The sequence below is a fragment of the Streptomyces sp. CB02414 genome, from assembly GCF_001905385.1.
Taxonomy (GTDB): domain Bacteria; phylum Actinomycetota; class Actinomycetes; order Streptomycetales; family Streptomycetaceae; genus Streptomyces.
Window position 1 is genome coordinate 50,394 of record NZ_LIPF01000013.1, and the last position, 21,927, is coordinate 72,320.

A 21,927-nucleotide genomic window follows, 5' to 3' on the forward strand; every position below is an offset into this window, starting at 1 on the left:
GCCGCGTCGTCACGTGACCGTACGGAAGTGGCTGGTGAGCCGCCCGGTGTCGTCCAGCACGTGGTAGGCCAGCCCGACCGGAGCGTCCCGGTCCGCGATCTGTTCCCCCTCCCAGGGCAGCCGCAGGGTCCACGTCACCCCGGGCCCGACCATCAGGGGCCGCCCGGCGAACACCGTGGCGGCGGGTGTGTGGGCGTGCCCCGTGATCAGGCCGGCCACCTCCGGGCGGCGTTCCAGCAGCGCCGCGAGGCGCTCGGGGCGGCGCAAGGGGTAGGAGTCGGGCAGGGGGTGGTGCAGGGGAGCGGGCGGGTGGTGGAAGGCGAGGACGACCGGGCGGTCGCCGCCGAGCCCGTCAAGGGCGGACTCGATCCAGCCGTACGTCTCCTCGTCCAGCTCCCCCTCGTCGCTGCCCGGGACGCTCGAGTCGCACATCAGCACCGCGCCACCGTCGAAGACGTGCGCGCCGTTGACCGGTCCGTCGGCGGCGGGCCGGCCCAGCAGGGCCTTGCGGTAGGGCGCGCGGCTGTCGTGGTTGCCGGGGCAGGTGAGCACGGGAAACGGCGCGTCGCCGTCCCGCAGCCCCAGGATGCGGGCGGCCTCCTCGTACTCCGCCTCCGTGCCGTGGTCGGCGATGTCCCCGGTCACGAGCAGGGCGTCCACCCGCCCGGGCAGTTCCCACAGCCGGTCGCGCACCCGCTCGGCGCGCGCGGTGGCCCGCGCGCTCCCGTCGAGGTGCAGGTCGCTGATGTGCGCGAGTACGAGCACGGTTCCGGCCTCCTTGGGGCGCTCGGACACCGGGCCCCGTAGACGTCGCTGACGTATCTAATGCTTGAACCGAATCTAACCATTACCCACGACGGCTGATCAATGGCAATCGGCTCGCGCCGCCCCCTCGCTGCGGGCAGGATGCTGCTCGTAGTCCCTTCACCCACGTTGCCCAGGAGGCCCGGATGACCGGCAGCGCGCCCGCTGCTCCCTTCACCGCCGACGACTACCGGGCGCGCATGGAGCGCGCCGCGCGGGCGGCCGCCGACGCCGGACTGGCCGGGCTGCTGGTGGCACCGGGGCCGGACCTCGTGTGGCTCACCGGCTACGCCCCCACCGCGGCCACCGAGCGGCTCACCCTGCTCGTCCTGGCGCCCGGCCGCGATCCCGTCCTCGTCGTCCCGACGCTGGAGGCCCCCGACGCCGAGAAGGCCGCCGGAGCGCCCGCCCTGACCCTGCGCGACTGGACCGACGGCAAGGACCCCTACGCCGCCACCGCCGCCCTCCTCGACGGCGCCGGCCGGTTCGGCATCAGCGACAACGCCTGGGCGATGCACCTGCTGGCCCTCCAGCGGGCCCTGCCCGGCACCTCGTACGCCTCCCTCACCGAGGCGCTGCCCATGCTGCGCGCCGTCAAGGACGCGGCCGAGCTGGAACTCCTGACGGCGGCGGGCGCGGCCGCGGACGCCGCCTTCGAGGAGATCCGCAAGGTGCGCTTCGGCGGGCGCCGCGAGTCCGACGTCGCCGCCGACCTCGCGGACCTGCTGCGGCGCTTCGGCCACTCCCAGGTCGACTTCACCATCGTCGCCTCCGGCCCGAACGGCGCCAACCCGCACCACGAGGTCGGCGACCGCGTCATCGGCGACGGCGACATGGTCGTCCTCGACTTCGGCGGCCTGAAGGACGGCTACGGCTCCGACACCTCCCGCACCGTCCACGTGGGCGAGCCCATGGACGAGGAGCGCCGGGTGCACGACCTCGTCCGTGAGGCCCAGGAGGCCGGTTTCCGGGCGGTGCGGCCCGGCGTCGCCTGCCAGGAGGTCGACCGGGCCGCCCGCGCGGTCATCGCCGGCGCCGGGTACGGCGAGTACTTCATCCACCGCACCGGGCACGGCATCGGCGTCACCACGCACGAGCCGCCGTACATGATCGAGGGCGAGGAGCAGCCCCTGGTGCCCGGCATGTGCTTCTCCGTCGAGCCCGGCGTCTACCTCCCCGGCCGGTTCGGGGTACGCATCGAGGACATCGTCACGGTCACCGAGGACGGCGGCCGGCGCCTCAACGACACCACCCGGGAGCTGGTCGTGGTGAACTGAACGAGACGAAGACGACGGACCTCGAACGCCCCGGCGGAACCAGAACGACCCGGCAGACCCGGAAGACGACGGCGCGACCATGACCCAGGCACCGACACCCACCGCGGACAGCGTCCGCCGACTGGTCCGTTCCCTGCTGGGCGAGAGCGCGGAGACCGACGTCCGGCCCGCCGCGGCCGGCGCCGGGCCCGCCACCTGGTGGGTCGGCACCCGGCACGTGCTGCGCCTCGCCCCCGACCGCGAGGCCGCCCTGCGGCAGCGGCGCGAACTGCGGCTGCGGGAGCTGATCCGGCCCCACCTCTCCGTCACGGTGCCGACCAGCGTGGCGCACGGCGAGTGGGCGCCGGGTCTGACCTACACGCTGGACGCCAAGGTGCCCGGCGGGTCCGGCGAGGAGCACGACGTGTCGGCGCTGGGCGAGGCGGACCTCGCCGCGCTGCTCACCGGCCTGCGCGAGGTGCCGGTCCGCCAGGCCGAGACGATCGGCGTGCCCCGGGCCGCCCCGCGGTCGCTGGAGGCCCTGCGGGAGTCCGCCGAGCGGGCCGGCCGGCACCTCGCCGAGGCCGACGAGTTCGACCCCGCGCGGCCGGAGCGGCTCACCCGCGCGGCGACGGCCCAGCTCGGCGTCCAGCCCGGGGCGGCGCCGGTCCTCGTGCACCACGGGCTGGCCGGGGAACACCTCGTCGTCGGCGCCGACGGGCGGGTGCGCGGTGTCCTCGGCTGGACCGACGCGGCACTCGGCGACCCGGCCGAGGACATCGCCGCCCTCGCGCGCTCGGTCGGTTCACCCGCCGCCGTCCGCGCTGCCACCCTCGCCGGCTACGGAGCCCGGCCCTGCCTGCGCGGCCTGTGGCTGGCCCGCTGCGACACCCTCGTCCACCTCGCCGACGCCCTCGCCGGCCGCCCGCCCGCACCGGCGCCCGCGCCCCTGCCCGTGCTGCGGACCCGGCTGCGCCGTGCCTGGGAGCCCATCCTCCTGGAACGGGTGACGGAGCTGCGCGAGGACGGCACGGACGACGGCGCGCCGACCTGAGCGCGCCCGTGCCGCAACCCGGCGCACGAGCCGCCCCGGCGACCACCGGGGGCATTCCAACGCCCCGCGCGGCGGCCTGCCGGTCGGGTACGCGTTCCGTGCGCGTCCGGTCCACCACTCCGGCGTGCGCGGTCCGTCGCCCCAGCGGCCTCGTGCCGGGCCACGGGTTCACGTACGGGCATCGCCCAGTTCTCCGCACGTACGGCGTCCCGTCACTCCTGTACGAGCACCACGCTCGACTCACCCGGCACCCGGAGCACCCCGTCCGCCCCCGGGGCCTGAACCGGCTCCCACGCGGCGAGCACCCGCGCGGGCCGGCCGCCCAGCGGAATCGCCGCCGGCTCGGCGCCGAGGTTGACGACCACCCGGATGTCTCCGCGCCGGAAGGCCAGCCAGCGCGCCTTGCCGTCGTACGCCACCCTGGTGTCGGCGAGGTCGGGGTCGGTCAGGTCCGGCTGCTCGGCGCGCAGGGCGATCAGCCGCCGGTACCAGTCCAGTACGCGCGCGTGCGGCTCGCGTTCCGGCTCGGTCCAGTCGAGGCAGGAGCGCTCGCGCGTCGCCGGGTCCTGCGGATCGGGCACGTCCTCCGCCTTCCAGCCGTGCGCGGCGAACTCCCGCCGCCTGCCGCTCCGCACCGCCTCGGCGAGCTCCGGGTCGGTGTGGTCGGTGAAGAACTGCCACGGGGTGCCCGCCGCCCACTCCTCGCCCATGAACAGCATCGGCGTGAACGGCGCCGTCAGGGTCAGCGTGGCCGCGCAGGCGGCCAGGCCGGGGGAGACCAGCGAGGCCAGACGGTCGCCCCGGGCGCGGTTGCCCACCTGGTCGTGGGTCTGGCTGTAGCCGGTCAGCCGGTGTGCGGCGACCCTGGCCCGGTCCAGCGGGCGTCCGTGACCGCGGCCCCGGAAGCTGGAGAAGGTGCCGTCGTGGAAGTAGCCCCGGGTCAGCGTCTTGGCGAGCGCCGCGAGCGGATCGCGCGCGAAGTCGGCGTAGTAGCCCTGCGACTCCCCGGTCAGGGCGGTGTGCAGGGCGTGGTGGAAGTCGTCGTTCCACTGCGCGTGCACACCGAAACCGCCCTCCGCGCGCGGGGTGATGATCCGCGGGTCGTTGAGGTCGGACTCGGCGATGAGGAACAGCGGACGCTCCAGGTCGGCGGCGAGGCCGTCCACCGCGGTCGACAGCTCCTCCAGGAAGTGGCACGCGCGCGTGTCGGCCAGGGCGTGCACCGCGTCCAGGCGCAGCCCGTCGATCCGGTAGTCCCGCAGCCAGGCCAGCGCGCTCTCGACGAGAAAGGCCCGCACCTCGTCCGAACCGGGGGCGTCGAGGTTGACGGCGACGCCCCAGGGCGTGTGGTGGGTGTCGGTGAAGTACGGGCCGAAGGCGGGCAGGTAGTTGCCGGAGGGGCCCAGGTGGTTGTGCACCACGTCCAGGACCACGCCCAGGCCCAGTTCGTGGGCCCGGTCGACGAACCGTTTCAGCGCCTCGGGCCCGCCGTACGGCTCGTGCACCGCCCACAGCGAGACACCCTCGTACCCCCAGCCGTGCCGGCCCGGGAACGGGCACAGCGGCATCAACTCCACGTGGGTGACGCCCAGCGCGGCCAGGTGGCCGAGCCGTCCGGCGGCGGCGTCGAGCGTGCCCTCAGGCGTGTACGTGCCCACGTGCAGCTCGTACAGGACGGCGCCGGGCAGCGGGCGCCCGGCCCACTCGGTGCGCCACGCGTACGTCCCGTGGTCGACGACCGCGCTGAGCCCGTCCGGCCCGTCCGGCTGCCTGCGCGAGCGCGGGTCCGGCAGCACCGGCCCGTCGTCGACCGCGAAGCCGTACCGCGAGCCGTCCCGCGCCCCGGCCTCGGCACACCACCACCCCGGCCGCTCCCCGTCGCGCTCCAACGCGCGCGTGACGCCGTCGCACTCCAGCGTCACCCGACCGGCCTCCGGTGCCCACACCTCGAACTGCACGGACGGTTCCCCTTCGTCTGCTCACCGTGATGTAGCCCGTCCATCGTGCTGCAAAAGCGATCTCCGCGCTGGCGAAAACCCCCGTTCGCGGCCGGTGTCGTGGTGCACGTGACGGTGACCGGGGCGCACCCGCGCGCGCGGCCGCCGTTCCCCGTTTTCTGGACACTCCACCCCGGCTGACCGACAATCACCTGTGTGACGTCGTCCTTCGAGTTCAACACGTACCCCGCGCGGTTGTCCGACGCGGAGCGCGACAAGGCGCTGCGGGTGCTCCGGGACGGCGTCGCGATGGGGCGCCTGTCGCACGACACGTTCATCCGCAGGATGGAACTGGCGCTCGCCGCCCGCCGCCCGGACGAGCTGGCCGTGCTCACCGCCGACCTGCACTCCGAGGGCCGGATGGCGCGGCTGGTGTTCGGCACCGTCGAGGCGGTGTCCGGATTCGGCGTACGGCTGCGCAGGGCCTGGCAGGCCGAGCGGCTGCCCAAGCTGCTGCTGCCGCACCCCGGTGCCGGACATCCGCTGCGCATAGGGCGCGACCCGGCGAACGGGCTGCGGCTGACCCACGAGACGGTCTCCCGGGTGCACGCCGAACTGAGCCGCCAGGGCGGCATGTGGGTGCTGCGCGACCTCGGCTCCACCAACGGCACCACGGTCAACGGGCGGCGGGTCATCGGCGCGGCCGTCGTCCGCGAGGGCGACCAGATAGGTTTTGGGCAGATGGCCTTCCGTCTCGCGGTCAACTGAGCGCGACACCGGACACGACGGAGGACGCGACACCGGACGCCGAGCCCAGCTCTGGCCTGGGCTTCACTCGGTGTCGTGTGTCCCGGTGGCCTGTTCCCGCAGGACAAACCCCTTTGCTTTTCACGGTGTTGACGTACCTTCCAAGTCGTGACTGACTGTGCGTACACCGCGCACGCCAGGTGAACCGACGGCCCGCATCGTGGAGGTGTGCCCTGCCGCCCCTCCTGCGCTATCCGACCGTGGACGAGCTGGGCGCCCGGGCCGCCGCACTCGTCGCCCGCCACCCCCGGCACGCCCGGCTGCGCCGCGTCGGCACCTCCCGCGCGGGCAGCCCGCTGCTGCTGCTCTCCGTCGGTCACGGCAGCCGCCAGACCCTCGTGGTCGCCGGACCGCACGCCAACGAACCCGTGGGCGGCGCCACCGTCCTGCGGCTCGCCGAACGGGCCCTGGCCGACCCCCGGCTCACCGAGGGCGCCGACGCCACCTGGAACCTGCTGCTCTGCGTCGACCCGGACGGCCTGCGCCGCAACGAGGGCTGGCTGTCCGGCCCCTACACCCTGGGCCGCTACGCCCGGAACTTCTTCCGCCCCGGCTTCCTGGAACAGCCCGAGTGGCTGCCCGACGGCCCCGACCACTCGACGCTGCCGGAGACCCGGGCCCTGCTCGCCCTCCAGGACGAACTGCGGCCCTTCCTCCAGTGCTCCCTGCACGGCGTCGACGTCGGCGGCGGCTTCGTCGAGGTGACCCACGACCTGCCGGGCCTCGCCCAGCGCATCGCCCACACCGCGGCCCGGCTCGGCGTCCCCCGCGAACTGGGCGCCTACGACACCCTGTACTGGCCCGACCTCGGCCCCGCCGTCTACCGCATCCCGCCGCCCCGCCGCGGTGATCTCACCGCGGCCATCACCGAGGCCGCCGTCGAGTCGACGTGGTGCCACCCGCAGCGCTACGGCACCGTCACCGCGGTCGTAGAGGCGCCCATGTGGGGCGTGGCCGCGGTGGCGGACGACTCGCCCCCCGCCGACCGGGACGCCGTGCTCCGCGCGGTGAGCCGCACCCTGCGGCGCGACACCCTGCGTCTGCAACGCGTCCTGGCCCGGATCCGGCCCCACCTCGCCACCGACCCGGACGCGGCCCACCTCCTCGCACCGGTCGACGACTACCTGCTGGTCTGCCCCAGGCTCGCGGACGCCTGGGACCCCGACACGGACGACGGAACGGGCCGCTCCCTGCCTCCCATGAACAACGCCCACCTGGTCGCCCTGCGCCTGGCCGGGCGGCGCCTGTCCCTGCGGACGGCGGGCCTGCTGCACCAGCTGGTGACCCGTACGGGCGGCGACCTGGCGGGCGTCCTGCCCGAGGTGAACCGGCTCGTCGACGAGGGCTGCGCCGACTACCGCGACGGCTGCGGGGCCCGCTGGATCCCGGTCGCGCGCCAGGCGGAGTACCAGACACGGGTCGTCCTCGCCGCGTTCGAACTGGCCGGCCGCCGGCGCTCCACCGCGGGCTCCCGTTCGGGTGAGCCGGGCTGGGGTCCGGAGGCGGCCGTGCCGATGCACCAGGAATGACACAGACCTTCACGACCGGGGCGGCCCGGGCCGCCCTCCTGGCGGCCGCGGCCCTCCTCCTCACCTGCGCGACCCCCGCGCGGGCCGCCGCCCAGCGGGAACCGGCCACCGACTGGCTCCTGCTCACCGTCACCCGGGAAGACGCCCGGCCGGGCATCCGGCCCGCCGCCCCGGCAGGCGCCCGGCCCGGTGCCGCACGCCGTGCCCTGCTGCTGTGCGACCCGCCCCGGGGCCACGTCCGCGCGGAACGCGCCTGCGCGGAACTCGATGCGGCACACGGCCGCATCGCGGACATCCCCGCGCGCGAGGCCCACTGCCCGATGGTCCACGCCCCGGTGACGGCCCAGGCGCGCGGACAGTGGCGGGGACAGCCGGTGGGGTACGCGCGGACCTTCCCCAACGCGTGCGTGATGGCGGCGCGGACGGGGTCGGTCTTCGCGTGGGAAGCGCAGGACGCGCGGGGCTGAGCGGTGGCACGGCACGGCGGACCCGGGGTGCCACGGGCGCCGGGCGCCGCGTCACTGCTGGTGCAGCCCCCGGCCCGCCAGGGTCAGGAACGCCTCGCCCACCGCCTCCGACAGCGTGGGATGGGCGTGGACGTGCCGGGCCACGTCGGCGGGCTCGGCCTCCCAGCCGACGATCAGCTGGCTCTCGGCGATCATCTCCGACACGTGCGGGCCGACCAGATGCACGCCGAGCACCCGGCCGCCCCCGGCCTCGGCAACGACCTTCACCATCCCGCCCTGGCCGTGCACCATCCCTTTGGCGACGGCCGTGAGCGGCATGACGTTGACGGACACCTCGTACCCGCGCGCGCGTGCCTCCGCCTCGCCCAGGCCCACGGCGGCGGTCTGCGGCGCCGAGTACGTCACCCGCGGCACGGCCGCGTAGTCGACCGGCGCGGACGGCACGCCTGCCAGCGTCTCGGCCACCAGCAGGCCCTCCGCGAACGACGCGTGGGCCAGCCCGAGCGACGGCGGCGGCAGCAGGTCGCCGACGACGTGGACGCCGGGGACCGCGGTCTCCAGCCGGTCCCAGTCCGCGGGTACGACGAAGCCCCGCTGGTCGGTGTCCAGGCCCGCGGCGGCCAGGTCCAGCCCGTCGGTGACCGGTGCCCGTCCCACGGCCACCAGGAGCCGTTCCGCCTCGACGGCGAGGGTCTCGCCCCGGGCCGTGCGGACGTGCGCGCGGACGCCGTCGTCGAGTACCTCGGCGTCGAGCAGACGGGCGCCCACCCGCACGTCGACGCCGCGCTTCTTCAGACCGCGCGTCAGATGGCGGCTCACGTCCGCGTCCTCCAGCGGCACGAGCCGGTCGGCGGCCTCGACGAGGGTCACCCGCGCGCCCATCGAGCGGTGGAACGAGGCGTACTCGACGCCGATCGCACCGCCGCCCAGGACCAGCACGGACGCCGGCAGCCCGGGGGCGAACAGGGCGTCGTCGCTCGTCACCACGCGCCGCCCGTCGGGAGCGAGCCCGGGGAGCGTGCGCGGGCGTGAGCCGGTCGCCAGCACGATGCCCCGGCGCGCGGTGAGATCCCCCGCGCCGTCGACCCGTACGGTCCGGGCTCCGGTCAGCCGGGCTTCGCCCCGCACCACCCGCACGCCCGCGTGGGCGAGGTGCGCCTCCACGCCCTTGTGGTTCCGGTTCACGATGTCGTCGCGGGTGGCGACCAGGGCCGGCCAGTCGACGCCGTCCAGGCTCGCCTTCACGCCCCAGCGCTCACGCGCCTCGGCGACGCCGTCGACCAGTTCGGCGGCGTGCAGCATGGCCTTGCTCGGGATGCAGCCGCGGTGCAGACAGGTCCCGCCGACCTTGTCGCGTTCGACGAGGGCGACGTCGAGACCCAGGGCCGCGGCACGCAGGGCGGTGCTGTAACCGCCGGTGCCGCCGCCGATGACGATCACGTCGTGTGTGTTCATGACCTCAGCGTCCGCCCGCTCCTTGCCATGAGTCCAAGGCAATGTTCTTGTGGGTTCGATGCAGAGCCTTCATGGCAAGTCCCGGTGACGGGACCGGACTCGGGAAAGGAGCCGGAGGGAATGAGTCTGCGGCAGATGGAGTACTTCCTGACCGTCGTCGACGAGGCGTCCTTCACCCGCGCGGCCGAGGCCCTGCACGTCACGCAGTCCGCGCTCTCCCACCAGATCAAGGCCCTGGAGCGGTCGGTCGGCGGCGACCTGCTGGAACGCCTGCCGCGCGGGGTGCGCCTGACCCCGATGGGCCGCGCCTTCCGCCCGCACGCCGAACTCGCCGTCCGCAGCGCCGTCCAGGCCCGCCGCGCGGCGCGCGCCGCCGCCGGGGCCGAGGGCGGGGAACTGCACGTCGCGGCCGTGCACTCGGTGGCCGTCGGCATCCTGCCCGACGTCTTCGCCCGCTGGCGCGCCGCGCACCCCGGGGTCCTCCTGCACCTCCACGAGTACGCGACGACCGAGGCGCTGGAGGAGGAGGTCGAGCGCGGCACCGCGGACCTCGCCGTCGGTCCGGCGCCCCACGACTGGCCCGGCACCGTCGTCACGGTCGGCGAGGAGGAGATCGTCCTCGTCGTGCCCTTCGACGACCGCTTCGCGGGCCGTACGACGGTGACGCTGCCCGAACTCGCCGACCGGCCCTGGGTGCGGTGCGCGATGGAGCCCGTCATCGAGGGCCAACGCTTCCTCGACTGGGCCTGCGGACGCGCCGGCTTCCGGCCGTACACCGCCGTCTACACCGAGCACACGTCGACGGCCGTACGGATGGCCGCCGCCGGGGTCGGCGTCTGCACGGCACCCTCGCACATCGTGAGCGGCGCGGTCGGCGAGGACTGCGTCGTCCTGACGCCCGACCCGCCCTGGAGACGCGCCCTCACCGTCTTCTCCCGCGTCCCGCCCACCGGCGCCGCCGAGGCGTTCGTCGACCTGCTCCGCACGTCCTGCCCGACTGTCCCGGCCCCCACGACGGTCCTCCCGCCCCACGTCTGCGACGGCACCGCCGCCACAGCGCTCGCCTGACCCCGGCTGCCGCGCCGGGCGGCTCCCGGCTCCCTCCGGGGACGGTCCGCTGTCCCCCGCCGGGCAGGGCAGCCCGGGGGAGCCGTACCGGCGGCCCGCCGCTCAGTCCCCGGCCCCGTCCTCCCTCCCCACCCGCTCCAGTAGGGCCACCGGCACCTCTGCGAAGAGCTCCGCCACGCGCGCGTGCCCGGTGAACTCCCGTCCGGGCGTCAGCGCGTCGGACCACCGGCCCGGCGGCAGCGGGAGGGTCGTGTCGCGCCAGCCGCCCGCCTCCGTCAGCCGCAGCGACAACCGGGTCACGGCCGTCAGGACGGCACCGGAGCGGACGAAGGCCACGCAGTGCGCCGCCGAGGGCCCCTCGGCGGTCAGCGCCTCGTACGTCGCCGCGTCCCCGAAGGCGTCGGGCCGCCGCGCCCGGAGCGCCAGCGCCGCCCGGGTCACCGCGGCCTTCCCGGCGGGCGGTCCGTCCTCGACGGGCCCGGTGGACGGGAAGTCCACGGCCCGCCGGTTGTCCGGGTCGACCAGGGCCAGGTACTCCCGCTCGGTCCCCTGGTAGAGGTCCGGCACGCCCGGCATCGTCAGGTGGGTCAGGGCCGTGCCGAGGACGTTGGCGCGGATGTGCGGTTCCAGGGCGGCGCGCAGGGTAGTCACCCGCTCGCCCGGCGCCCCGCACGGGCCCGCCGCCACGAACCGGGCCACCGCCTCCTCGTACGCCGGCTCCTGCTCCGTCCAGCTGGTGTACATCCCCGCCTCGCGCACATGCTTCAGCAGCGCCTCCCGCACCCGCTCGCCGTCGGCAGGTCCCAGCCCGAACACCGTCTGCCAGGCCGCCCACGCCAGCTGCGCGTCCGGGACGCCGTCGCCCGTCCGGGTGACCTCGGTGAGGACGTCCGCCCACCGCCCCGGGCACTGAGTGAGCACCGCCAGCGCGGCCCGCACGTCGGCGCTGCGCTTCGTGTCGTGGGTCGACACGACCGTGCCCGTCGCGGGCCAGTCGCGCTGCACGCGCGCGCAGTAGGCGTGGAACTCCTCCGCAGACACGGCGGGACGGCCCGGGTCCCCGCCCACCTCGGTCGCCGACAGCAGCGCCACGTACCGGTAGAACGCCGTGTCCTCCACCGACTTCGCCCGCAGCGCCGACGCCGTCTGCGCGAACCGGGACCGGAACTCCTCGTGCTCGGGCCCGTCCCCGTACCGCCCGAGCACCAGGCCCCGGACGACGTCCACCGCCCCGGCCTCCTCGGGCACCGCGAAGGCGTGCCGTGCCTCGGCCGCCGCCTCCCCGGTGACGACGGACGCCGCGTCCGCCGACGCGTACGGCCGGTACACCTCCAGCCGCACCAGCAGCTCCCGCAGCGCCGTGCGCAGCGCCCACGGTGCCCGGTCGCGCAGCGCGGGCTCCGGCGAGGCGACGCACAGCCGGTGCGCCACCCGGGTCAGCCGGTCCATCTCGGTGGCCAGCTCGTGCGTGAGCACCTTGTACGCCGCCCGCCGCACCGTCGCCGCCCAGTCCCCGCCCCGGTCCGTCTGCGGGGCCGCGAACCTGCGGTACTGGCCGAGGAGTTCCCCGTACCCGGCGGGGTCCGTGAAGAGCCCGTCCACGTGCCGCAGGGCGTCGTACCCGGTGGTGCCCGCGACGGGCCAGGCGGCCGGCAGCCGCTCTCCGTCCGCCAGGATCTTCTCCACGACCGTCCACCGGCCGCCGCTCGCCTCGTGCAGCCGCGCGAGGTACGTGCCGGGGTCGGCGAGGCCGTCGGGGTGGTCGACGCGCAGCCCGTCGACCACGCCCTCGCGCAGCAGTCGCAGCACCGTGGCGTGCGTGGCCTCGAACACCTCCGGGTCCTCCACGCGGACGCCGATCAGCTCCGAGATGCTGAAGAACCGGCGGTAGTTCAGCTCGGTGCGGGCCAGCCGCCACCACACCGGCCGGTACCACTGCGCGTCCAGGAGCTGCGGCAGCGGCAGGTCCGAGGTGCCCTCCCGCAGTGGGAAGGCGTGCTCGTGGTAGCGCAGGACGTCCCCGTCGACCCGCAGGTCCTTCAGCACCTCGCCGACCGGCGCCCCCAGCACCGGCACCAGCAGCTGTCCGCCCTGCGCCTCCCAGTCGATGTCGAACCACCGCGCGTAGGGCGACTTCGGGCCCTCGCGCAGCACGTCCCACAGGGCACGGTTGTGCCGGGGCGACATCGCCATGTGGTTCGGCACGATGTCCACCACCAGGCCGAGCCCGTGCTCCCGCGCGGTGCGCGCCAGCGCCCGCAGTCCCTCCTCGCCGCCCAGCTCCTCGCGCACGCGCGCGTGGTCCACGACGTCGTAGCCATGGAGCGAGCCCGGCACCGCCTCCAGGACGGGGGACAGGTGCAGGTGCGACACCCCGAGGGAGGCGAGGTACGGCACGGCCGCCGCCGCGGCCGCGAAGGGGAACGCGGGCTGCAGCTGCAGCCGGTAGGTGGCGGTCGGGGCGGAGGAGGGGGAACTGGAGGACAGCACCGGGTCGGGTCGCTCAGGCGTCATGGAAACCTACGTACCCGCCCCGCCGCCTTTCGTGTCACCGGCCCCCTGCACGGGTGCCCCGCCCGTGCCCGCGCGTACTCCGTCTAGACGGGCCGCCGCAGCACCGTCATGCTCCGGTCCACCAGGGTCAGCCGGTCACCGGCCTGCACCTTCCTCACTCCCGTGTCCGAGGGCATCCCGTCCGTCCGCGAGGTGTCGACGACCACCTCCCACTGCCGGCCGTGGTCGACCGGAACCACGAAGTCCAGCGCCTTCGGCGAGGCGTTGAACATCAGCAGGAACGAGTCGTCGGCGATGCGTTCCCCGCGCGCGCCGGGCTCGGAGATCGCGTTGCCGTTCAGGAACACGGTGAGCGCCGACGCCCGCGCGGAGTGCCAGTCCCGCTGGGCCATCTCACCCCCCTCCGGCGTGAACCAGGCGATGTCCGACAGCTCGTCGTGGGTGCCCTCCACGGGCCGCCCGTGGAAGAAGCGCCGCCTGCGGAAGACCGGGTGGTCCTTGCGCAGCCACACCATCGCGCGGGTGAACCGCAGCAGGTCGGGATCCTCCTCGGGCCACCGGACCCACGCCAGTTCGTTGTCCTGGCAGTAGGCGTTGTTGTTGCCCTGCTGGGTGCGGGCGAACTCGTCGCCGTGGCTGATCATCGGCACGCCCTGGGAGAGCAGCAGCGTGGCGATGAAGTTGCGCATCTGCCGGGCCCGCAGCTCCAGTACCGCGGGGTCGTCGGTGTCGCCCTCGGCCCCGCAGTTCCACGACCGGTTGTGGCTCTCGCCGTCGCGGTTGTCCTCCCCGTTGGCGTGGTTGCGCTTCTCGTTGTACGACACCATGTCGTGCAGCGTGAAGCCGTCGTGGCAGGTCACGAAGTTGATCGAGGCCAGCGGGCGGCGGCCGTCGTCCTGGTACAGGTCGGAGGAGCCGGTCAGCCGGGACGCGAACTCGGCGAGTGTGCGCGGCTCGCCGCGCCACAGGTCGCGCACCGTGTCCCGGTACTTGCCGTTCCACTCGGTCCACAGCGGCGGGAAGTTGCCCACCTGGTAGCCGCCCTCGCCCACGTCCCAGGGCTCGGCGATCAGCTTCACCTGCGAGACCACGGGGTCCTGCTGCACCAGGTCGAAGAACGACGACAGCCGGTCCACCTCGTGGAACTGCCGGGCCAGGGTCGCCGCCAGGTCGAAGCGGAAGCCGTCGACGTGCATCTCGGTGACCCAGTAGCGCAGCGAGTCCATGATCATCTGGAGTACGTGCGGGGACCGCATCAGCAGCGAGTTCCCGGTCCCCGTGGTGTCCATGTAGTAGCGCGGGTCGTCGGTCAGCCGGTAGTACGAGGGGTTGTCGAGGCCCTTGAAGGACAGCGTAGGACCCAGGTGGTTGCCCTCGGCGGTGTGGTTGTAGACCACGTCGAGGATCACCTCGATCCCGGCCTCGTGCAGCGCCTTCACCGCCGACTTGAACTCCAGCACCTGCTGCCCGCGGTCGCCCCAGGAGGCGTACGCGTTGTGCGGGGCGAAGAAGCCGATCGTGTTGTAGCCCCAGTAGTTGTTCAGGCCCATGTCGACCAGGCGGTGGTCGTTGACGAACTGGTGCACGGGCATCAGCTCCAGCGCCGTCACCCCCAGCTCCGTCAGGTGCTCGATCAGCGCGGGGTGCGCCAGGGCCGCGTAGGTGCCGCGCAGCTCCTCGGGGAGGCCGGGGTGCCGCATGGTCAGACCCTTGACGTGGGCCTCGTAGAGCACCGTGTGGTGGTACTCCGTCCGGGGCCGCCGGTCGTCGCCCCAGTCGAAGTAGGGATTGACCACGACCGAGCTCATCATGTGCGGAGCGGAGTCCAGGTCGTTGCGCCGTTCGGGTTCGCCGAAGTGGTAGCCGTACACCTCCTCGCCCCACTGGACCGCTCCGCTGATCGCACGCGCGTACGGATCGAGGAGCAGCTTGGCGCTGTTGCAGCGCAGCCCGCGCTCCGGGGCGTACGGGCCGTGCACGCGGTAGCCGTACCGCTGCCCCGGCATCACGCCCGGCAGGTACGCGTGCCGTACGAACGCGTCGCTCTCCCGCAGCTCGACCGCGGTCTCCGAACCGTCGTCGTGCAGCAGACACAGCTCTACTCGGTCGGCGGCCTCCGTGAAGACCGCGAAGTTCGTGCCGGCGCCGTCGTACGTGGCACCGAGTGGATATGCCTCTCCAGGCCAGACCTGCATGGACACGACTCTTTCAGGTGTGGGGCGCCGGTGCGGACGCCTTGGCTCCGAGTCCTGTGGAAGTCTCCCCGAAAGTGAGGCGACGACCTAGCACGTACGTCCTCATACCCACCCCTCGGCGTTCCCCTCGGCGTTCCGTGCGGCGTGCGCCTCGCGGCGGGCGCGAGGCATCCTTCCCCGTACCCGGCCACGTCACCGCTATGAATCCGCTCACTCCGCGGTGTCCGGGCGGGCGGAACGTGCTTGTGGATCAACGATGTTGGGAAAACCGGCCCGTCCATCGGGCTGCACCGCGCACCCCTCGCGGAGTACCCTTCCTTGATCGTTGGGACGGGGTCTGACCCGGAGTGCTCCGAGGGAGCGGAAGGCGGTGCGCGGGTGGGCTCGGGAGGGCTGGAGCTACCCCCTGGTGACGACGGCGGCCGGCAGGGGAACTCCACGGACGTCCCGCCCGGTGCGGTGTCCCTGGCGCGGCCGATGAACGCGGGCGCGATCGGCCCCGAACTGGACTGGGACGCCGAGGCCTGGCACGAGGTGCGCACGCGGGCGCAGCGCGCCGGCCGGGCGTACATCTGGCTCAACCTCGTCGAGCAGCGGCTGCGCGCGGTCGTGGCCGCCGTCCTGCGTCCGGTCTACGAGCCCGTCCACGGCGACGACTGGGTGGTCGCTGCCGCCGGACCCGCCGGACAGGAGTGGGTGCAGCGCGCCGTCGCCGTCCGCGAGGTCAGCCGCCGCAAGGGCTACCTGCTCGACCCGGCCGACGACAACGTCCTCAGCTTCCTCACCCTGCCGCAGTTGCGCGAGCTGATGGTCCAGCACTGGCCCTGCTTCGAGCCGTACCTCGACGAGCGCCGCGACGTGGAACTCGCCCTGGACGAGCTGGAGGTCACCCGCAACGTCGTCTCGCGCAACCGGGCGCTGTCCGAGGCGGTGCTGAGCCAGGCCGAGCGGGCCTCGGCGCGGCTGCTGGAGGTGCTGGGCGCGGGCAGCGACGTGCCCTCCACGCGGCGGCTGCCGGTGGACGCGGTGGAGGACCTGGTCGGCGACCGGTACGCCGACGTGGTCGCCGTGCACTCGGACCGGGTGCGGCTGCTGCGCCAGTTCCCGGCCGAGGACCTCTTCGGCAGCGCACGGCGCGTGGACGCCCTCGGCATCGGCCTCAACCTGCTCGTGCAGAACTTCTCCGGCCGCCGCCTGCTGCGGCTGGCCGAGTCCGGCGGCCGGGTGCGGCTGCTCTTCCTCAACCCGGCCTCCAGCGCCATCAAGCGCCGCGAGCGCGAACTCGGCATCAAGCGGGGCGAGCTGAGCCGGGCCGTGGAGATGAACATCCTGCACATGCGCCGGGTGCGCGCCCGGCTGCGCGACCCCGGGGCGTTCGAGATCCAGGTCTTCGACGAGACGCCCCGCTTCACCGCCTACCTCGTCGACGGCGACGGCGCGGACGGCATCGCGGTCGTGCAGTCCTACCTGCGCCGCACCCGGGGCATGGAGGCGCCGGTGCTCGTGCTGCGCAACGGGCGCAACGGCGGCAAGGTCGTGAAGTCGGACCAGGTGGACGAAGGCGGACTTTTCCCCACCTACCGTGAGGAGTTCGAGCTGATGTGGGCGGACTCGCGGCCGGTCTCCTGAAGGCCGGGGCGGGGCCTGGCGGCGGCACAAGCGGTAGGCGATCCTCCGATTGTCAGTGGCCCGTGCGAGGGTGGAGGCCACTGGGGGAAAGCACCACCGAGAAGGGGGACCGCCCATGGGCTGGCACCGGGAGCTGCTGATCGGCTTCGACCTGGAGACGACGGGCACCGACCCGCACGAGGCGCGCATCGTCACGGGGGCCGTGATCGAGGTCAGGGGCGGGGAGCCGCTGGGCCGCCGGGAGTGGCTGGCCGACCCCGGTGTGGAGATCCCGGCGGACGCGGTGGCGGTCCACGGCATCAGCAATGAGCGGGCCGCCGCCGAGGGCCGCCCCGCCGACCAGGTGGCCGACGCCGTGGCCGGTGTACTCGCGGCCTACTGGAAGACGGGCGTCCCGGTCGTCGCCTACAACGCGGCCTTCGACCTGACCCTCCTCTCCGCCGAACTGCGGCGGTACGGCCTGCCGTCCCTGCGCGACCGCCTGGGAGGCCTGGACCCGGCCCCGGTCATAGACCCGTACACCATCGACCGTTCCGTCGACCGCTACCGCCGCGGCAAGCGGAACCTCGAAGCGGTCTGCAAGGAGTACGGCGTCCCGCTCGACGCCGCCCACGACGCCACCGCGGACGCCCTCGCCGCCGCCCGGCTGGCCTGCGCGATAGCCGGCCGCCACCCCAAGGTGGCGTCCCTCGGCCCGGCGGACCTGCACCACCGCCAGATCGAGTGGTACGCCGAGTGGGCGGCGGACTTCCAGAGCTTCCTGCGCCGCAAGGGCGACGCCACGGCCGTGGTGGACGGCAGATGGCCCCTGCGCGAGCCGGCCGGCGAACGGGTCTGACCCGGCGCTCCGGCCCGGCCCGGGGCCGGAGCGTCCGAGCCCCGCGTCTCGGACTCGCCCGGGTCAGCGGGAGGCGTTCCGGCACCGTGGCCGCCGTCGACGCGGCGGGTCCGAGCCGGGCTTGGTGGCCGCCCTCGGCGCAGCGAGCCCGGTCCGGCGTCAGAACGGATACCACCGCACCGTCGGATCCCCGTCCCGCAGTGACGCCACCCGGCGTTCGAACTCCGCCAGCGCCTTGGGGTTGCTCGGCGCGTGCTGTGCCACCCACGCGCAGCTGGCCGTCTCGCGGGCGCCGCGCAGCACCGCGCAGCCGTCCCACTCGCGCACGTCCCAGCCGTACGTCGCGGTGAAGGCGTCGTACGCGTCGGCGGGCAGCCCGTAGCGGTCCCGGCTGAGCGCGAGCACCACCAGGTCGTGCTCGCGCAGGTCGGTGGAGAAGGTCTCCAGGTCGACCAGGACGGGGCCGTCGGGACCGACGTGCACATTGCGGGGCAGCGCGTCGCCGTGGATCGGGCCCGGCGTCAGGTGCGGGGTGAGCGCGGCGGCGGCCGACGCGAAGCCGTCCCGCCGCTCGCGCAGATACGCGGCGTCCGCCGGGTCGATCACGTCGCCCGCGAGCCGCAGCCAGCGTTCCACACCGCCCAGCAGTTCGCGGGGCGGCAGCCCGAAGGAGGGGGAGGGCAGTTCGTGCACCAGTCGCAGCAGCACGGCCACGTCCCGCGGCTCGGCGGGCCGCACCGGGTCGGGCAGCCGCCGCCACACGGTCACCGGGTGCCCGTCGACGACCAGTGCCGTCGGGTCGGCCGCCCGCACCGCCGGCACACCGGCCTCTTCCAGCCATACCGCGACGGCCAGCTCCCGGCGCGCCCGGCCGAGGAGCTCCGCGTCCCGGCCCACCTTGACCGCCAGGTCACCGGCGGCGAACACCGCGTTCTCGCCGAGGGCGAGCAGCCGCGCCTCCCGCGCCGCGCCGGGCAGCACCCCCGCCTCGGCCAGCACCTCCCGCGCCCGTGCCTCGTCCATCGTCGCCTGCCTCCGTGTCCGCCGGGTTCCCGCCATCCGTCCGCCAGTGTCGCATTCGCACAGGTCGGAGCGTGTGCGCGGGCCCTTGACGGGGCGCGGCGCCTTCACGACCATGACCAGGCCCGTCCGAGCCGCGCAAAGGGGCTGATTACGTGACATTGGTGACTGAGCGGAGGAGACCGGCGCGCCGCGTGCCCGGCGGGGACCGGCCGCGGCGCGGCCCGGACCACGGTGCCTGGTTCCTGGTGCTGCCCGCGCTGATCCCCATCCTGGTGCTCAGCGTCGGACCGCTGCTCTACGGCATCCTGCTCGCGTTCACCGACGCCCAGTCCGGCCGGACCGAGCCCACGCAGTGGATCGGCACGCTCAACTTCCAGGACCTGCTGCACGACACCCTTTTCTGGGAGTCGTTCCGCATCGGGCTGCTGTGGGCCGTCGGCGTGACGGTCCCGCAGTTCCTGCTCGCGCTCGGCCTCGCCCTGCTCCTCAACCAGAATCTGCGGATGCGATGGCTGGCCCGTGCCCTGGCGATCATTCCCTGGGCGATGCCCGAGGTCGTCGTCGGCATCATGTGGCGGCTGGTCTACAACCCGGACGCGGGCATCCTCAACGAGACGCTGCGCGACCTCGGCCTCGGCGACGGCCGGGACTGGCTCAGCGGCCTCGCCACCGCCCTGCCCGCCGTCATCGTCGTCGGCGTCTGGGCCGGCATGCCCCAGACGACGGTCGCCCTGCTCGCCGGACTCCAGAACACCCCGCGCGAGCTCCACGAGGCCGCCGCGGTCGACGGCGCCGGGGCCTGGCGCCGCTTCCGCACCGTCACCTGGCCCGCCCTCAGACCGGTCGCCCTCGCCATCACCGCGCTCAACCTCATCTGGAACTTCAACTCCTTCGCCCTGGTCTACGTGCTGACCAACGGCGGCCCCGGCGGCCGGACCCGGCTGCCCATGCTCTTCGCCTACGAGGAGGCGTTCCGCTACGGCCAGTTCGGCTACGCGGCGGCGATGGGCTGCGTCATGGTGGCCGTGATCTCGATCGTCCTGGCCGTCTTCCTCGCCGGCCGGCTCAAGGGCGGACTCAAGGGAGGTGACGAGGCGTGAGGACCTCGACCCCGGCCCGCGTGGGCCAGTACGCCGCGCTCCTCGCGTACCTCGTCTTCCTGGCCTTCCCCTTCCTCTGGCTGATCTCCACGGCCTTCAAACCGCCCCAGGAGCTGGGCAGCCTCCACCCCACCTGGATCCCCGAGAACCCCACCCTTGACAACTTCCGGCAGGCCTTCGACGAACAGCCGCTGCTGCGCGCCGCCCTCAACTCCCTGCTCGCCGCGCTCGGCGCCGCCGTGATCGCCGTACTGATCGCGACGCCGATGGCCTACGTCATGGCCCGCCACCGCGGCCGGCTCGCGCGGGCGGCCACCGGGTGGGTCGTGGTCAGCCAGGCCTTCCCCTTCGTGCTGCTGATCATCCCGCTCTTCCTGATCCTGAAGAACCTGCGGCTGATCAACAGCGTCCCCGGGCTGGTGATGGTGTACGTCGTGTGGTCGCTGCCGTTCGCGCTGTGGATGCTCGCCGGGTACGTCCGCGCGGTGCCGGCCGAGCTGGAGGAGGCGGCCGCCGTGGACGGCGCCGGGCGGCTGCGCACCCTGGTCTCCGTCACCGCGCCCCTGCTCGCGCCGGGGATCGTGGCGACGGCCCTGTTCGCCTTCATCACCGCGTGGAACGAGTTCTTCTTCGCCCTCGTCCTGCTCAAGACACCGGAGAAACAGACCCTGCCCGTGATCCTCACCCACTTCATCGGCGCCGAGGGCGTCGCGGACCTCGGCCCGCTCGCGGCGGCCGCGTTCCTCGCCACCCTGCCCTCCCTCGTCGTCTTCGCCCTCATCCAGCGGCGGATCACGGGCGGCATGCTCGCCGGGGCGGTGAAGAGCTGATGACCGCACGCACGCGGATCGCGACCCTGCTGGCCGCCCTCACCCTGCTGCTCGCGGGCTGCTCGGGCGGCGGCGACGGAGCGGACGACGGCCGGATCACCCTGCGCTTCCAGTCCCTGGCCTGGCAGGAGGAGTCCGTCGAGGCCAACAAGGAGCTGGTGCGGGAGTGGAACGCCACCCACCCCGACGTACGCGTCGAATACGTCCAGGGCAGCTGGGACAGCGTCCACGACCAGCTCCTCACCTCCTTCGAGGGCGGTGAGGCGCCCGACATCATCCACGACGCCTCCGACGACCTCGCCGACTTCGCCTACGGCGGCTACCTCGCCGACCTGACCGGCCTGCTGTCCGACCGGCTGAGGACCGGCATCCCGGAGCGCAGCTGGGAGACGGTCACTTTCGGCGACGGGATCTACGGCGTGCCGTTCCTCCAGGAACCGCGCGTACTGATCGCCAACGCGGACCTGCTCGAGGAGTCCGGCGTCCGGGTCCCGACGCCCGAGGACCCCTGGACCTGGGAGGAGTTCCGCCGGGTGACGAAGCGGCTGAGCGGCGACGGGCGGTACGGGGTGGCCTGGCCGCTGAAGGAGCCCGTGTCCGCCACGCTCAACCTGTCCCTGTCCACCGGCGGGCAGCTGTTCCACCGGGGCGCGGACGGCAAGGTCACCGTCCGTTTCGAGGAGGGCGACCAGGTCGTCCCGCGCACCATCCACGACCAGGTCAACACCGACCGCAGCGCCTCCTCCACCACCCTCGGCAGCGGCGGCTCCGACACCCTGCCCGGCTTCTTCGCGGGCAAGTACGCGATGGTGCCGCTCGGCTTCTCCTACCGCCAGCAGATCGAGCAGCAGGCGCCCGACGGCTTCGACTGGCAGGTGCTGCCCGCCCCGGCGGGAGCCGACGGCCTCACCCAGGGCGTCAGCCCCCAGACCCTGTCCATCGCCGAGGACAGCCCGCACAAGAAGGAGGCCGCCGCCTTCGTCGACTTCCTCCTCCAGCCGGACAACATGGTGCGCCTCGCCCTCGGCGACTGGATGCTGCCCACCGGCACCCAGGCCCTGAAGGACCCCGCCCTGCACACCCCCGAGCACGGCTGGGCGACCGGCACCGCCCTCGCGGGCCACCTGAGCCCGGCGCCCGCGCAGTCCGTCCGGGGCTATCCCGAGTGGAAGGACAAGGTGGCCACCCCGGCGCTCCAGGAGTACTACAGCGGGGCGATCGGCATGGCGGAGCTGCGCGAACGACTGGAGGAGGACGGCAACCTCGTACTCGCCCGCTATCAGCGGTGACGGCCGCCCGCGCGCGAAAAAGCCGTTGCCCGCCGGGCGCGCACCCGCCTAACGTCGCCTCCGTGGCAGCTTTCAACGCGATCATCAACTCCGGTCTCGGCCGGGGCTGCACGTACTCCATCAGGATGCGTC

The 21,927-nt window shown here is 73.9% G+C and carries 17 protein-coding genes; 11 read left to right on the forward strand and 6 right to left on the reverse strand.

Annotated elements, in window-relative coordinates; all coding sequences use genetic code 11:
* Nucleotides 1–9: 9 nt before the first annotated feature.
* Complete coding sequence (locus AMK11_RS33685; RefSeq protein ID WP_198941523.1) at nucleotides 10–765, reverse strand: metallophosphoesterase; 756 nt, start codon at nucleotides 763–765, stop codon at nucleotides 10–12.
* Between the two features lie 185 nt (nucleotides 766–950).
* Between AMK11_RS33685 and AMK11_RS33690 the strand changes: the two genes are divergently transcribed.
* The gene (locus AMK11_RS33690) at nucleotides 951–2,081 is read left to right on the forward strand and encodes an aminopeptidase P family protein (protein ID WP_073731922.1); all 1,131 of its coding nucleotides are present in this window, start codon (nucleotides 951–953) and stop codon (nucleotides 2,079–2,081) included.
* A 79-nt stretch (nucleotides 2,082–2,160) separates the two neighbouring features.
* On the forward strand, nucleotides 2,161–3,114 hold the full coding sequence (locus AMK11_RS33695) for an aminoglycoside phosphotransferase family protein (protein ID WP_073731923.1): 954 nt from the start codon (nucleotides 2,161–2,163) through the stop codon (nucleotides 3,112–3,114).
* 212 nt (nucleotides 3,115–3,326) lie between these two features.
* On the opposite strand, the gene treZ is transcribed toward AMK11_RS33695, so the two are convergent.
* Nucleotides 3,327–5,072 (reverse strand): malto-oligosyltrehalose trehalohydrolase, encoded by a 1,746-nt coding sequence (gene treZ / locus AMK11_RS33700; RefSeq protein WP_073731924.1) that lies wholly within the window; start codon nucleotides 5,070–5,072, stop codon nucleotides 3,327–3,329.
* Between the two features lie 195 nt (nucleotides 5,073–5,267).
* Between treZ and AMK11_RS33705 the strand changes: the two genes are divergently transcribed.
* The 3 genes from AMK11_RS33705 to AMK11_RS33715 all read left to right on the forward strand — a co-directional run bounded on the left by AMK11_RS33705 (nucleotide 5,268) and on the right by AMK11_RS33715 (nucleotide 7,854).
* A complete protein-coding gene (locus AMK11_RS33705) occupies nucleotides 5,268–5,819 on the forward strand; it encodes a DUF1707 and FHA domain-containing protein (protein WP_073731925.1) in 552 nt (183 codons plus the stop codon).
* Between the two features lie 239 nt (nucleotides 5,820–6,058).
* Nucleotides 6,059–7,387, forward strand: coding sequence for a M14 family zinc carboxypeptidase (locus tag AMK11_RS33710; RefSeq protein WP_073731926.1), 1,329 nt, complete (start codon nucleotides 6,059–6,061; stop codon nucleotides 7,385–7,387).
* The gene (locus tag AMK11_RS33715; RefSeq protein WP_073731927.1) at nucleotides 7,384–7,854 is read left to right on the forward strand and encodes an SSI family serine proteinase inhibitor; all 471 of its coding nucleotides are present in this window, start codon (nucleotides 7,384–7,386) and stop codon (nucleotides 7,852–7,854) included. The genes AMK11_RS33710 and AMK11_RS33715 overlap by 4 nt, the downstream gene beginning before the upstream one ends.
* Before the next feature lie 51 nt (nucleotides 7,855–7,905).
* Here AMK11_RS33715 and lpdA read toward each other — a convergent pair whose 3' ends face one another.
* Nucleotides 7,906–9,309: a dihydrolipoyl dehydrogenase gene (gene lpdA, locus AMK11_RS33720; RefSeq protein ID WP_073731928.1), complete on the reverse strand. Its 1,404-nt coding sequence runs from the start codon at nucleotides 9,307–9,309 to the stop codon at nucleotides 7,906–7,908.
* A 120-nt stretch (nucleotides 9,310–9,429) separates the two neighbouring features.
* Between lpdA and AMK11_RS33725 the strand changes: the two genes are divergently transcribed.
* Entirely contained in the window at nucleotides 9,430–10,377 is a 948-nt protein-coding gene (locus tag AMK11_RS33725) for a LysR family transcriptional regulator (RefSeq protein WP_107429770.1), read from the forward strand.
* A 102-nt stretch (nucleotides 10,378–10,479) separates the two neighbouring features.
* Here the strand turns inward: AMK11_RS33725 and treY are convergent, their stop codons facing one another.
* On the reverse strand, nucleotides 10,480–12,891 hold the full coding sequence (treY, locus tag AMK11_RS33730; protein ID WP_073731929.1) for a malto-oligosyltrehalose synthase: 2,412 nt from the start codon (nucleotides 12,889–12,891) through the stop codon (nucleotides 10,480–10,482).
* Between the two features lie 83 nt (nucleotides 12,892–12,974).
* Nucleotides 12,975–15,086: a glycogen debranching protein GlgX gene (gene glgX / locus AMK11_RS33735; protein WP_073731930.1), complete on the reverse strand. Its 2,112-nt coding sequence runs from the start codon at nucleotides 15,084–15,086 to the stop codon at nucleotides 12,975–12,977.
* A gap of 378 nt (nucleotides 15,087–15,464) precedes the next feature.
* Here glgX and AMK11_RS33740 point away from each other — a divergent pair, with 378 nt between their 5' ends.
* Together AMK11_RS33740 and AMK11_RS33745 are read left to right on the forward strand one after the other, a co-directional pair.
* A complete protein-coding gene (locus tag AMK11_RS33740; protein ID WP_073731931.1) occupies nucleotides 15,465–16,715 on the forward strand; it encodes an SAV2148 family HEPN domain-containing protein in 1,251 nt (416 codons plus the stop codon).
* Nucleotides 16,716–16,830: 115 nt separating this feature from the next.
* Nucleotides 16,831–17,553 (forward strand): 3'-5' exonuclease, encoded by a 723-nt coding sequence (locus AMK11_RS33745; RefSeq protein ID WP_073731932.1) that lies wholly within the window; start codon nucleotides 16,831–16,833, stop codon nucleotides 17,551–17,553.
* A gap of 159 nt (nucleotides 17,554–17,712) precedes the next feature.
* Here AMK11_RS33745 and AMK11_RS33750 read toward each other — a convergent pair whose 3' ends face one another.
* Entirely contained in the window at nucleotides 17,713–18,576 is an 864-nt protein-coding gene (locus tag AMK11_RS33750) for a phosphotransferase enzyme family protein (RefSeq protein WP_073731933.1), read from the reverse strand.
* 152 nt (nucleotides 18,577–18,728) lie between these two features.
* Between AMK11_RS33750 and AMK11_RS33755 the strand changes: the two genes are divergently transcribed.
* Genes AMK11_RS33755 through AMK11_RS33765 form a run of 3 tightly spaced genes read left to right on the forward strand, consistent with a single transcriptional unit; the run spans nucleotide 18,729 to nucleotide 21,795 of the window.
* Complete coding sequence (locus AMK11_RS33755) at nucleotides 18,729–19,676, forward strand: carbohydrate ABC transporter permease (RefSeq protein WP_073731934.1); 948 nt, start codon at nucleotides 18,729–18,731, stop codon at nucleotides 19,674–19,676.
* Complete coding sequence (locus tag AMK11_RS33760; protein ID WP_073731935.1) at nucleotides 19,673–20,506, forward strand: carbohydrate ABC transporter permease; 834 nt, start codon at nucleotides 19,673–19,675, stop codon at nucleotides 20,504–20,506. Before AMK11_RS33755 ends, AMK11_RS33760 begins: the two co-directional genes overlap by 4 nt.
* Nucleotides 20,506–21,795 (forward strand): ABC transporter substrate-binding protein, encoded by a 1,290-nt coding sequence (locus tag AMK11_RS33765; protein ID WP_073731936.1) that lies wholly within the window; start codon nucleotides 20,506–20,508, stop codon nucleotides 21,793–21,795. The genes AMK11_RS33760 and AMK11_RS33765 overlap by 1 nt, the downstream gene beginning before the upstream one ends.
* Nucleotides 21,796–21,927: the final 132 nt, after the last annotated feature.

Coding starts and splice junctions, on each gene's coding strand:
- AMK11_RS33690 (WP_073731922.1), top strand. CDS start 951: ATGACCGGCAGCGCGCCCGCTGCTCCCTTCACCGCCGACGACTACCGG.
- AMK11_RS33695 (WP_073731923.1), top strand. CDS start 2,161: ATGACCCAGGCACCGACACCCACCGCGGACAGCGTCCGCCGACTGGTC.
- AMK11_RS33715 (WP_073731927.1), top strand. CDS start 7,384: ATGACACAGACCTTCACGACCGGGGCGGCCCGGGCCGCCCTCCTGGCG.
- lpdA (WP_073731928.1), bottom strand. CDS start 9,309: ATGAACACACACGACGTGATCGTCATCGGCGGCGGCACCGGCGGTTAC.
- AMK11_RS33725 (WP_107429770.1), top strand. CDS start 9,430: ATGAGTCTGCGGCAGATGGAGTACTTCCTGACCGTCGTCGACGAGGCG.
- treY (WP_073731929.1), bottom strand. CDS start 12,891: ATGACGCCTGAGCGACCCGACCCGGTGCTGTCCTCCAGTTCCCCCTCC.
- glgX (WP_073731930.1), bottom strand. CDS start 15,086: ATGCAGGTCTGGCCTGGAGAGGCATATCCACTCGGTGCCACGTACGAC.
- AMK11_RS33745 (WP_073731932.1), top strand. CDS start 16,831: ATGGGCTGGCACCGGGAGCTGCTGATCGGCTTCGACCTGGAGACGACG.
- AMK11_RS33750 (WP_073731933.1), bottom strand. CDS start 18,576: ATGGACGAGGCACGGGCGCGGGAGGTGCTGGCCGAGGCGGGGGTGCTG.
- AMK11_RS33765 (WP_073731936.1), top strand. CDS start 20,506: ATGACCGCACGCACGCGGATCGCGACCCTGCTGGCCGCCCTCACCCTG.